General features: G+C 60.8%; 11 protein-coding genes. 8 read left to right on the top strand and 3 right to left on the bottom strand.

Features of this window, described 5'->3' with window-relative positions; genetic code table 11:
• The first annotated feature begins 8 nt into the window (after positions 1–8).
• Positions 9–236 carry a hypothetical protein gene (locus QB905_RS02060; RefSeq protein ID WP_282972915.1) on the top strand — a complete coding sequence of 76 codons (228 nt, stop codon included), beginning with the start codon at positions 9–11 and terminating at the stop codon, positions 234–236.
• Between the two features lie 243 nt (positions 237–479).
• Complete coding sequence (gene dprA, locus QB905_RS02055; protein ID WP_282972914.1) at positions 480–1,592, top strand: DNA-processing protein DprA; 1,113 nt, start codon at positions 480–482, stop codon at positions 1,590–1,592.
• Here the strand turns inward: dprA and QB905_RS02050 are convergent.
• A complete protein-coding gene (locus QB905_RS02050; protein WP_282972913.1) occupies positions 1,587–1,805 on the bottom strand; it encodes a hypothetical protein in 219 nt (72 codons plus the stop codon). The two genes, dprA and QB905_RS02050, sit on opposite strands and share 6 nt — an antisense overlap.
• Positions 1,806–2,045: 240 nt before the next feature.
• On the opposite strand from QB905_RS02050, the gene topA reads away from it, so the two are divergent.
• The 4 genes from topA to QB905_RS02030 all read left to right on the top strand — a co-directional run bounded on the left by topA (position 2,046) and on the right by QB905_RS02030 (position 8,237).
• Positions 2,046–4,682, top strand: coding sequence for a type I DNA topoisomerase (gene topA, locus QB905_RS02045; protein WP_282972912.1), 2,637 nt, complete (start codon positions 2,046–2,048; stop codon positions 4,680–4,682).
• A gap of 93 nt (positions 4,683–4,775) precedes the next feature.
• Positions 4,776–7,214, top strand: a complete 2,439-nt coding sequence (gene rnr / locus QB905_RS02040; protein ID WP_282972911.1) for a ribonuclease R — start codon at positions 4,776–4,778, stop codon at positions 7,212–7,214.
• Positions 7,215–7,465: 251 nt separating this feature from the next.
• Positions 7,466–7,633 carry a 50S ribosomal protein L33 gene (gene rpmG / locus QB905_RS02035; RefSeq protein ID WP_282972910.1) on the top strand — a complete coding sequence of 56 codons (168 nt, stop codon included), beginning with the start codon at positions 7,466–7,468 and terminating at the stop codon, positions 7,631–7,633.
• A 127-nt stretch (positions 7,634–7,760) separates the two neighbouring features.
• A complete protein-coding gene (locus tag QB905_RS02030; RefSeq protein WP_282972909.1) occupies positions 7,761–8,237 on the top strand; it encodes a hypothetical protein in 477 nt (158 codons plus the stop codon).
• Here the strand turns inward: QB905_RS02030 and QB905_RS02025 are convergent.
• Positions 8,234–9,601 (bottom strand): PleD family two-component system response regulator, encoded by a 1,368-nt coding sequence (locus QB905_RS02025; RefSeq protein ID WP_282972907.1) that lies wholly within the window; start codon positions 9,599–9,601, stop codon positions 8,234–8,236. The two genes, QB905_RS02030 and QB905_RS02025, sit on opposite strands and share 4 nt — an antisense overlap.
• A gap of 66 nt (positions 9,602–9,667) precedes the next feature.
• The gene (locus QB905_RS02020; RefSeq protein ID WP_282972906.1) at positions 9,668–10,036 is read right to left on the bottom strand and encodes a response regulator; all 369 of its coding nucleotides are present in this window, start codon (positions 10,034–10,036) and stop codon (positions 9,668–9,670) included.
• A 242-nt stretch (positions 10,037–10,278) separates the two neighbouring features.
• Here QB905_RS02020 and QB905_RS02015 point away from each other — a divergent pair, with 242 nt between their 5' ends.
• Both QB905_RS02015 and QB905_RS02010 read left to right on the top strand, forming a co-directional pair.
• Positions 10,279–10,749 carry a RidA family protein gene (locus tag QB905_RS02015; RefSeq protein WP_282972905.1) on the top strand — a complete coding sequence of 157 codons (471 nt, stop codon included), beginning with the start codon at positions 10,279–10,281 and terminating at the stop codon, positions 10,747–10,749.
• 68 nt (positions 10,750–10,817) lie between these two features.
• On the top strand, positions 10,818–12,206 hold the full coding sequence (locus QB905_RS02010) for a peptide MFS transporter (protein ID WP_282972904.1): 1,389 nt from the start codon (positions 10,818–10,820) through the stop codon (positions 12,204–12,206).
• The last annotated feature ends 6 nt before the right edge of the window (positions 12,207–12,212 follow it).

Below are 12,212 nucleotides of genomic sequence, written 5' to 3'. Positions count from 1 at the left end.
GATACAGCATGAGCTACGCGGGTGATACGCGAATTGTGGAGCTGAGAAAAAGCAACCCGCAAGGTTGGCTATTTGAAGCTGTCAAAGACACTTACCCTGACATTGCATCCCGACGTGCTGGTGACATTATTCGTCTGCGGCTCGAAAGAATGGATGGAAGAAATGAAGCTTGGGAGGCTGTACTCTCCGAAGAATTCCATGAACTTGTAATCGACGTGGTAAAACTCAAAGCCTAAGAGTTTGCGACTTTGGAAGGTCTTTGAATCCACAGATGAACACAGATGTTCATAGCGATTTCACGCTACCGCTAATGTGAGCGCCATGCGCCAATACGGGCGCTTCGCGCCCATCAATGGCGGGGATGTCATGTCCGATAGCGGTAGCGTGCGGTTATCCGGAATATCTGTGTTCATCTGTGGATAAAAACTTGCCTTCCCTGTCGCATGAAACCCTGTTAGCCTTCCACTAAGGGGGCACGGATGTTCGATCATATACAGCCAGCACAGGATCAGGCCGAGCGTTTCGCACGGCTCAGGCTATCGCGCACATCGCGCGTCGGGCCGGTCAATTTCGCGCAACTGATGCTGCGTTTCGGCACGGCACAGCGGGCGCTCGAAGAAATCCCCAATCTCGTCCGCCGCAATGGTGGCGCGCTCACCCCGCCGCCCATCGATAAGGTCGAGGCCGAAATGGCGCGTGGCGAGGCCGTGGGCGCGCACCTGCTGGTGATGGGTGATGCCGATTACCCGCCCCTGCTGGCTCAGGCCGACGCCGCCCCGCCGATTCTGTGGACATTGGGGCCGCTCAATATCAGCCGCCGGGCCATCGGCATGGTGGGGGCGCGCAATGCCTCGGCTGCCGGTCAGAAGATGGCGCAGATGCTGGCTCACGACTTGGGCGAGGCTGGTTTTCAAATTGTTTCCGGCATGGCGCGCGGTATCGACACCCGCGCCCATGAGATGAGCCTGAAAACGGGCACCGTGGCCGTACTGGGCGGCGGCGTTGATGATGTCTATCCGCCGGAGAATCAGCCGCTGTACGAACGGCTGCGCTCAGAAGGGCTGATCGTGTCGGAAAGCCCGGTCGGCCACCGCGCCCAGGCGCAGGATTTTCCGCGCCGCAATCGCATTATTTCCGGGCTTTGTCTGGCCACCATCGTGGTTGAGGCCGAACTGCGCTCCGGCTCGCTGATCACCGCCCGCCTCGCCGCCGAGCAGAACCGCGAGGTCTTCGCCGTGCCGGGCTCGCCGCTTGATCCGCGCGCCAAAGGCACCAATGACCTGCTGCGTCAGGGGGCTAACCTATGCGAAAACGCCGATGACGTGCTGCGCGTTCTGGAAGGCCAGATGGGTTTCAGCGCACCGGAATCGCCTTGGCGGCCCTATGATAAGGCGTCAGGCCCTGCCGCCGAAATCGACATCGAGCGAACTTCGCGTCGCCTGCTGGAACTGATCAGCGACACGCCCAGCCACCGTGATGACCTGCTGCGGCTGTGCGGCGCGTCGGTGCCTGTCGGGCTGGCATCCTTAAGCGAACTGGAAATTTCCGGCCGCATCCAGATGACAGATGGCGGTTTTTACACCCGCCTATAGGACATGATGTTGTTCTGGATTACCCTTGTCAGGCGAATCCTCATGGCTGTCACGGGCGCGGGCAATGTCGCTGCGCAGATTGTCGGCCAGGTCTTCATGACCGGCGCGCATAGCCATATCGGCCAGTTCCTGAACGATTTCGTGGATATAGTCGAGTATGTCATTCTGCTGGTGGCGGAGATCGTGCGTCGTGCGTAAGGAGGAAGAGGCCATGCGAAGACTCCATTGTAATCATCGCGTTAAGCATACCATGCGTTGTATTTAAATTACACTAACTTTTTGGTTGTTTCGGCTAAAAATCCACAGCGATCCGGCAAGGCCGTTGACACGAGCGTAATCGATTAGCATGTATGCGGGCACTGCCGACAGCCCCGGCGCGCTCAACCTTGCGTGTTCAGGGCTATTTGCCGCATTTTTCAAGCCGGCGCGCTTTTTCGCCTGATAAGAGATTTTATGACCGTCGTTATCGTAGAAAGCCCGGCCAAGGCCAAAACCATCAACAAATATCTCGGCAAGGGTTTTACGGTGCTGGCCTCTTACGGCCATATCCGCGACCTGCCCTCGAAAGACGGTTCGGTCAAGCCGGATGACGACTTCGCCATGACCTGGGAACTCGATCCCAAGTCGCAGAAGCGCATGAACGACATTGCCGAGGCCATCAAATCGTCTGACCGCGTTATTCTGGCCACCGACCCCGACCGCGAAGGGGAAGCGATTTCGTGGCACGTTCTGGAAGTGCTCAATAAAAAGCGCGGCCTGATGAAGGACAAGCAGGTGCAGCGCGTCACCTTCAACGCCATCACCCAAAGCGCGGTGCAGACCGCGATGGCGGCGCCGCGCGACATCGATATGGAACTGGTCGATGCCTATCTGGCGCGCCGCGCGCTGGATTATCTGGTCGGCTTCACCCTGTCGCCGGTTTTGTGGCGCAAGCTGCCGGGCGCGCGCTCGGCGGGCCGCGTGCAGTCGGTGGCGCTGAAAATCGTCGTGGACCGCGAAATCGAAATCGAAAAGTTCAAAACCGAAGAATATTGGACGGTCGATGCCGAGGTTTCCGCCGATTCGCCCCCGTTTTCCGCCCGTTTGACCCAGCTTGGCGGCAAAAAACTGGCCAAGTTCGACCTGTCGAACGCGGTTCTGGCCCATGCGGCGCGCGATGCGATCCAGCACGCCAGCTTCACGGTCAGCGAGGTCGATCAGAAGCCCGGCAAACGCACCCCGCCGCCGCCCTTCACCACCTCGACCCTGCAACAGGAGGCGGCGCGCAAATTAGGCTTTTCGGCCACCCGCACCATGCAGACGGCGCAAAAACTTTATGAAGGCGTTGATATTGGCGGCGAAACCACCGGTCTGATCACCTATATGCGGACCGACGGTGTCTATGTCGAACCGGCGGCGATTGGCGAAATGCGCAAGCTGATCGGCGAACGTTTCGGCGGCGCTTACGTGCCTGAAACGCCGCGTCTTTATAAGGTCAAGGCCAAGAACGCCCAGGAAGCCCACGAAGCCATCCGCCCGACCTCCTTCTATCGTCGCCCGGAAACCCTGCGCCTCGAAGGCGATCAGGCGCGGCTTTATGAACTGATCTGGAAGCGCACTATGGCCTCGCAGATGGAGGCGGCGCGCGTCGAGAAAACGGCCATCGACATGACCAGCGCGGACCAGCAGATCGTTCTGCGCGCCACCGGTCAGGTGGTGACCTTTGACGGCTATATGGCCGTGTACGAAGAAGGCCGCGACGACGATGCGGATGAGGATGGCGGCCGCCTGCCGATGGTCAAGGTCGGCGCGAAGACCGACATCCACAAGGTTTCACCCGACCAGCACTTCACTGAGCCGCCGCCGCGCTATTCGGAAGCCACGCTCGTCAAGAAGCTGGAAGAGCTGGGTATTGGCCGCCCGTCCACCTACGCCTCCATCCTCGGCGTGCTGCGCGACCGCGCCTATGTGCGTATGGACAAGAACCGCTTCATCCCCGAAGACAAGGGCCGTCTGGTCACCGCCTTCCTCGACCAGTTCTTCCACCGCTATGTGCAGTATGATTTCACGGCGGATCTGGAGGAAAAGCTCGATCTGGTGTCCGATGGCAAGCTCGACTGGAAGCAGTTGCTGCGCGATTTCTGGGTCGATTTCCACGCCGCCGCCGAAGGCATGACCGAGTTGCGCGTATCGCAGGTGCTGGACACGCTGAATGAGGCGCTGGGGCCATTGATCTTCCCTGACAAGGGCGATGGCACCAATCCACGCGCCTGTCCGGCCTGCGGCAATGGGCTTTTGTCGCTGAAAACCTCGCGCTTCGGGGCCTTTGTCGGCTGTTCCAACTATCCTGAATGCAGCTTTACCCGGCCGGTCGGCGCCCCCTCAGCCGATGGCGAGGCAGCCCCCTCCGGCGATCAGGAACTGGGTGTCGATCCCGACAGCGGCCAGACGGTCAGCCTCAAGATCGGCCGTTTCGGCCCCTATGTGCAACTGGGTGAAGCGGCCTCGAAAGAGGACAAGCCCAAACGCTCATCCCTGCCCAAGGCCTGGCCGCCCGCCACGATTGATCTGAACCGCGCGCTCAAGCTGTTGAGCCTGCCGCGCACCATCGGCATCCACCCGGAAGACCAGAAGCCGATTGTGGCCGGTCTTGGCCGCTTTGGGCCGTTTGTCGAAACGGGCGGCACCTATGCCAATCTGTCGAATTTCGATGAGATTTTTGAAGTCGGCATCAATCGCGCCGTCGATCTGATCGCGCAGAAGCGCGCCGGTGGCGGCAAGGGCGGACGTGGAGCTGCGGCAGCGCCGCTCAAGGAACTGGGCGTCTTCCCCGACAGCGAAGAAAAGATCGCCGTGATGAACGGGCGCTATGGCCCCTATGTCAAATGCGGCAAGGTCAATGCCACCCTGCCCAAGGAGATGACGCCCGAAACGGTGACGCTGGAACAGGCGGTGGAACTGATTAATGCCAAGGGCGGGCTGAAGGCTTCGGGCGCGAAAAAGGCCCCGGCAAAGAAGGCTGCCGCCAAAAAACCGGCGGCGAAGAAAGCTCCGGCCAAAAAGCCTGCCGCCAAAAAGACGTCTGCGGAAAAGACACCCGCCGAAACTTAACTTCTACCGTCCACTCGTGGGCGGTAAAAGTTAAGCTCTAAATATTATATGGGCAGGATGGCGGCGGAGCCTCGATTCGCCTACATTGACTGCATGATCAAATTACCGCGCAAGCCCAAAGCCATCCCCGAAACCGCTTCAAAGCATAATTCGCGCGGCCTGCCCGACGACCAGACCCTGCTCGACGCCATTGGGGCCATGCGTGAACTCGATGTCGGCGATCTGGCCCGCCAGTTCGGGCTGAAGGGCGATGATCGCCGCCTGCTGCGCCAAAGGCTGAAGGCGCTGGCCGAAAGCGGCCAGCTAATGAAAAGCGGTCGCAAGACCTTTGGCGCACTGGGCGCCCTGCCCGAAACCGGCGTGGCCGAAGTGGTGGAGCGCGATGTCGATGGCGAGCTGTGGGTACGCTGGGGGAGGCCTGACGCGCTCAAGGAGCGAAGCGTTAGCGCAAGCAAAGACGCGCTCAAGGAGCGAAGCGTTAGCGCACATAACAATGACAGCCCCGCGCCACTGGCCCGTCTGGCCCCACTGAAGACAAGCGACCAGCAAAAGCCGCCCGGCATGTGCGACCGCCTCTATGTGCGCTTTGAAAAAACCAGCGATGGCTGGGTGGCCAGGCTGATCAAGATCCTCGATCAGGACGCGCCGCGCATAGTCGGCGTGGTGCGCAAGAGCAAGCGTGAAATCCGCCTCGAATCGGTCAATCGCAAGGAAAAGAACAGCTTTTCCCTGACCGGGCCGGGTCTGGAAGCGCTGGAAGACGGCGATGTGGTGCTGGCGGCACCGGTTGGCGGCCTGCACCGCTATGGCCCGCGCCCGGCCCGCGTCGTTGAGGTGATCGGTAAGGAAGACAGCCCGCGCATCGCCTCGGTCATGGCTATCCACAGTCATGGCCTGCCGGTCGGTTTCCAGACCAGCACCGAGGACGAGGCGAAAGCCGCCAAGGCTCCCGGTCTTGGCAAGCGCACGGACCTGCGCGACCTGCCCTTCGTCACCATCGATCCCGCCGACGCCAAGGATCACGACGACGCCGTCTATGCCCATGCCGATGACGACCCGAAAAATCCCGGCGGCTGGGTGGTGTGGGTGGCGATTGCCGATGTGGCCCACTATGTGACGCCCGGCTCCAGCCTCGACCGCGAGGCGCGCGACAAGGGCAATTCGACCTATTTCCCCGACCGGGTGGAGCCGATGCTGCCGCATGTGCTGTCTTCAGGCCTCTGTTCGTTACAGGAAGGCGAGAACCGCGCCACGATGGCCGTGCGCATGGTGTTCGATGCCGAGGGTAAAAAGATCGGCCACAAGTTCGTGCGCGGTCTGCTGCGTTCGGCGGCCAAGCTGAGCTACGAACAGGCGCAGGCCGCCATTGATGGTCAGCCCGACGACAAGACCGGCCCGATCCTCGACAGCCTGCTGAAGCCCCTGTGGGCCGCCCATGCCTGCCTGACGCGCGGACGCAACATCCGCCAGCCCCTGCACATCAATTCGCCGGAGCGCCGCGTCTATCTCGATGCCGAGGGCAATGTCGAAAAGATCGAACGGCGCGTGTCGCTGGATGCGCACGGTCTGATCGAAGAGATGATGATTCAGGCCAATGTCAGCGCCGCCGAGGAGCTGGAAAAGCACAAGACGCCGCTGATCTATCGCGTCCATGAAACGCCCAGCATGGAAAAGGTCGGCAATCTGGCCGATTTTCTGGCCACGCTCGGCCTGCCGTGGAACAAGGGCGAGCCGCCGACCACGGCGCGTTTCAACCGCTTGCTCGACGGGCAAAAGGACGGGGCGAACGCCGAAATCATCAATGAGGTGGTGTTGCGCACCCAGATGCAGGCCCATTATTCGCCGAAGAATTTCGGCCATTTCGGGCTGAATCTCAACCATTACGGCCATTTTACCTCACCGATCCGGCGCTATGCCGACCTGGTGGTGCACCGGGCGCTGATTCGCGCGCTGAAGCTGGGTGATGACGGCCTGACCGATTACGAAATCAAGACTCTGGGCGACACGGCCGAGCACATCACCGCCACCGAGCGCCGGTCGATGCAGGCCGAGCGCGAGGCGATCGAGCGCTATATCGCCGCCTTCCTGCACGACAAGGTGGGGGCGACGTTTGAAGGCCGTATCGTTGGCGTCACGCGCTTTGGCCTGTTCGTCAAGCTGGCCGAAACGGGGGCTGACGGCATTATCCCCGTCTCGTCGCTGAAGGACGATTATTATGTGCATGATGATGTGCAGCACGCCCTGATCGGTGAGCGCCACGGTCTGCGCTGGCGGCTGGGCTCAAAGATCGAGGTCGAGCTGATGGAGGCCATGCCGGTCACCGGCGGGCTGGTGTTCAAGGCGATCAGCGAACCCGAAGCGCCCGATCCCACCGCGCCGCGTACACGGCTGGGCGCACGCAAGCGCGCGCTTGGCCATCAGGCGCGCTCAGGCCCGCTGGGTAAAAATGGCCCGCCTTCACAAGGCCGACCGAAACCCGGCGGTGCCAAATTCGGTGAAAAGAACCTGCGCAAAAAGAAGAAGAAGCGCTAGAGCAACGAGCGTTTAATTTGACTTACAAATTGAATGCGAGATGCGGAAAAACGTAAAATGTAGAGCGGGTTGCATGCCTTTGACCGATTCAATCAGAATGCAGACCGCTCTAGATGCGCTCTAAAACCGGAAATCTCGCCCTGCGCCCCTTGACTTCGCCGCGTTCCTGAGTATTTTCCGCCCCTCTCGTTTATTCGCGCCCGCCGATGCGGTTCTGAAGTGGTGCGCCTGACAATCAAGGACTACTGGTCATGGCCAAGCCCGCCTCCATCAAGATCCGTCTGAATTCGACGGCTGACACCGGCTTCTTCTACGTCACCAAGAAGAATGCCCGCACCAAGACCGAAAAAATGGTCGTCAAGAAGTACGATCCGGTCGTGCGCAAGCACGTGGAATTCCGCGAAGGCAAGATCAAGTAGGCTTGCGTTTCGCTGCGGCAGGTGAGTCCTGCGCTGAAATTTGAAAGCCGCGCCGGGGGATTTTTTTGCATCCCGGCGCGGCTTTTTGCTGTCCGTGTTAAAGCTGTACATCCGTTCGGGGCTTATCATGAAAACTGTTCGTCTTGCCGCCTTGCTGGCTGTGCTGTCCGGCCTGACTGTCGCCGCTTCAGCCCCGAATCCGGCCCTGGCGCAGACACCTGATGCCGCCCCGCACACCGCTGCCCCCACCCTGCCCGAAGCCCTGTCGAGCCTTGTGATGATCACCTATGCCTGTCAGGCGGTGAGCGGGCCGCAGCTCTATAGCCAGGCCGATGATCTGGCGCGCCAGGTGACGCTGCGCATGACCGGTGATGTCAATATCACCGCCCAGTTCATGAAGACAGCCGAAGACCATGCCGAAACCGCCTGTCCCGACACGACCACCTGCTGGCACGAACTGCTCGATGCGGGCGAAGCGGCCACACCTGACAATGGCAAGGCGGCCTGCCAGAGCTACAGCGCCAGCGCCGCCAGCATGGTCGCCGATCTGGTCACCGGCGCGAGTGGCGACAGCCGGTCGGAAAGCCCTGAAAGTCAGAATTAAGCCGCGCTGCGCACGATCACCCGGTTGCGGCCCGCCTGTTTGGCTTCGTAAACGGCCTCATCGGCGCGTTTCAGCAGGGCTTCGCGCGAATCGCCAAGGCCCAGCGATGTCGCCACGCCCACCGATACCGTCACCTGAAGCGATGCGCCATTGGCCAGTACGAACGGTTTTTCAGCCACCTGCGACCGTACCCGTTCGGCGATATTGAGCGCGTCCGAGGCGTCGGTTTCGGGCATCAGCACCACAAATTCCTCACCGCCGAAGCGGCACGGCAGGTCGATGGCGCGCACATTGAGGCTGAGGCGACGGGCAAATTCGCGCAACACCTCGTCACCCGCATCATGGCCATAGCCGTCATTGATGCGTTTGAAATAATCAATATCGACCATCAGCAACGACAAAGCCGCCCCGCCCCGGATATGGCGTGCCAGATGCGCGCCTAACTGATTATCGAGGAAACGGCGATTATTGAGCCGGGTCAGCGGATCAGTGACGGCCAGTTCGAGCGAACGATCGAGCGTGTTGCGCAAAAAATCGCCATAGCGCTTGCGGCGGATCTGGGTGCGGGCGCGCGCCAGCAGTTCGTGGCTGTCAACCGGGCGCGGCACGGCGTCATTGACGCCCAGTTCGAGCGCCTTGAGCAGGCTTGAGCGGTCGTCGGGATTGGCGATCACCAGCACCGGACGCTGGCGCGTGGCGTCCTGGGTGCGCAATTGCGCCACCCAGCGCAGCGGATCGAAGGCGCTGGCCATCAGGTTGAGCACGATCAGATCGACGCGCCCCGCCGCGATACGCAGGGCCTGAACCGGGTCGGTCAGATAGGCGGTGCGGTGATCCTGCCCCAGCACACGCATCAGGCGCTCGGCCTGACGTTCATTGTCGTCGAGAATCAGCACATTGCCGGTGGCCGAGATCTGGCGCTGATACTGGTCATTGTCGATCAGACCGGCGCGGCGCGAATTGGCCTCACGCACGCGCAGGTCATCGGCCATCTGCTTGAGCCGCACCAGGGCCTGCAAACGCGCCATCAGCATGATGTCGTCGAGCGGCTTGGTCATGAAATCGTCGGCACCGGCTTCCAGCCCCGACAGGCGATCTTCGCGGCCATCGAGCGCGGTGACAAGGATGATCGGAATATGGCGCGTGTCGGGATTGTTTTTGAGCTGGCGGCAGACCTCATAGCCGTCAATTTCCGGCATCATGACATCGAGCAGGATGATGTCGGGCTGGCTCTCGACAGCGCGCGTCAGGGCTTCGCGGCCATTGGCAGCGCTTAAGACCTCATGATAATCGGCCTCAAGCTTGGCCTGCAACAGGCGCACATTGGCCGGAACATCATCAACAATAAGAATACGCGCGGTCATTTAGAGCGTTTCCCCAAAAAGTGGTTCCACTTTTGGATAAGGAAGAGCGACACAACAAAAGCCCCGCTATCCGAGATACCGGCGAACCGTTTCGAGAAAGTGGGTGACGGAAATCGGCTTGGAAATATAGGCCTCGCAGCCGCCTTCGCGGATACGCTCCTCATCGCCCTTCATGGCGAACGCCGTCACCGCCACCACCGGAATATGCGAAAGCTCATCATCTTCCTTCAGCCATTTGGTGACTTCGAGGCCGGAAATTTCGGGGAGCTGGATGTCCATCAGAATCAGGTCGGGCCGGTGCTGGCGCGCCAGGGTCAGGGCCGACAGCCCCTCACCCGTTTGCAGGGTAGCATACCCTTGCGCATCGAGCAGATCATGGAACAGCTTCATGTTGAGGACGTTATCCTCAACAATGAGAACCTTTTTTTGCGTCATTCAGCTTACCCTTGGCAGCTTACCCTTGGCCGCGCACGGCAGCCGCAGACCTTGTTCGCCATGTGACGCCGGGCACGGGCCCGGCCATCTGGCCGTTGGCCTGCAATCTAGCCCAACTCTCTTAAGCCGAGGTGAAGGGGAGGTTATTGAAAGATGAACAGGCGTGAAAAGGTAAAAACGTCTGGCGAGGCCACGCCGCTTTCGTTTATAGGCAAGAGACCGCAAACGGAAAGGTTATCCTCATGTCGAACAGCGAAGACCGCCTGAGGGCGCTTGGCCACACCCTGCCCACCCCCACCGCGCCCGTGGCCAATTATGTGCCCTTCGTGCGCACCGGCAACCACGTCCATATTTCCGGCCAGCTTTCCAATGACGGCAAGGGCGGCATCAAGGGCACGGTCGGCGTCGATGTCAGCCTGGAAGAGGCGGTAGAAGGCGCGCGCTGGTGCGGGCTCAACCTGCTGGCCCAGATGAAGGCCGCCGCCGGTGGCGATCTCGATAATGTGGTGCGGGTGATCAAGCTCAATGCCTTCGTGCAGGCCGGGCCCGATTTCTACAATATCCCGCAGGTGATCAATGGATGCTCCGACCTGATGGTCGAGGTGCTGGGCGAAGCCGGCAAGCACGCGCGTTCGGCGGTCGGCATGTACAAGATCCCGCTCGGTTTCGCCGTTGAGATCGACGCCCTGATCGAGGTCATGGACAGGCGCTGACCGGTTCAGTTGACAAGCGGGAGCCCAGCAGACAAGCTCCCGCCGGATAGCACCTATGGGAATGCCTCATGCCGCGTGACGCCGCCGCCATCGCTGCCCGCGACCGGGCCTTTATCGGTCATCCGTGGGGGCTTCTCTATCTCGTTTTTACCGAAGCCTGGGAGCGGGTCGCCTATTACGGTATGCAGTCCCTGCTGGTGCTGTATATCGCCCAGCAGCTTTTCCTGCCCGGCCATATCGAGCATGTGACGGGTTTCACCGTCTTCCGTGCAGGTCTGGAGCATATTTACGGCCCGATGAACACGCTGAAGTTGGCGGCGGCGATTACCGGTTTTTACGGCGCCCTCTCCTATATGACGCCGATCCTGGGCGGCTTCATCGCCGACCGGTTTTTGGGCCGCACCCGCACCGTGGCGCTGGGGGCGATCATCGCCACCATCGGCCACTTCCTGATGGCCTTCGAGCAGTCCTTCCTGCCGGCGCTAACCTGCATCCTGCTCGGCGTCGGCCTGTTCAAGGGCAATATCTCGTCGCAGGTCGGCGAGCTTTACGGCCCCGGCGACGAGAGGCGTGGCACGGCCTTTCAGATCTTCTATTTCGTCTTCAATACCGCCGTCATCGCCTCACCACTGGTCTGCGGCACGCTGGGCCAGAAGGTCGGCTGGGAATGGGGCTTCGGCGCGGCAGGCGTGTCGATGGTGATCGGCCTGATCGTCTATTTGAGCGGTCGCAAATGGCTGCCGCCTGAGAAAAGCCGCGCCGAAAAGGCCGCCACGCCCAAGGTCAGGTTGACCAAGGACGACTGGGTCAAGGTGGCTCTGCTGGTGGTTCTGCTGCCGCTGCTGGCCGTGTCACTGGTCGGCAATGAAGAAATCTTCAACGGTTACCTGACCTGGGGCAATGACGCCTTCAATCTGAATTTTTATGGCTTCGAGGTTCCGTCAAGCTGGCTGATGGCGCTTGATTCGGTGGTGTCGATGATCACGCTGGCCGGTTCGGTCGCCTTCTGGAAATGGTGGGCCACGCGCTGGCGCGAACCCGATGAACTGACCAAGATCGCCTTTGCCGCCTTCCTGCCCGCTTTGGGCCTGCTGGCCCTGGCGGCGGCGGCGGCCACGGTGACGCCAACGCACAAGGCCTCGCTGTGGTGGGCCATCCTGTTTGAATTTCTCAATGATATAGGATTCGCCAATCTGGTTCCGGTCAGTATGGCGCTGTATGCGCGCTGCGCCCCGCCTTCGATCAACGCCACCATGATCGGCGTCTATCTGCTGCAATTCTTTATCGCCGGAATGCTGGTCGGTTATCTGGCCGGTCTGCTCGATGATCTGGGCGGGGTTCGGTTCTGGCTGATGCACGCCGGAATCGTGGCGGCGGCGGCGGTGGGGCTGCTGGTCTTCTGGAAGCTGTTCAATCACCGCCTGCTCAGTGATGAACCGGCGGGCAAGGCGTTTTAATCGCTT

Source organism: Asticcacaulis sp. EMRT-3, assembly GCF_030027245.1.
GTDB lineage: Bacteria > Pseudomonadota > Alphaproteobacteria > Caulobacterales > Caulobacteraceae > Asticcacaulis.
Note: the sequence above shows the minus strand (reverse complement) of the source record. Positions and strands in the feature narration are given on the sequence as shown.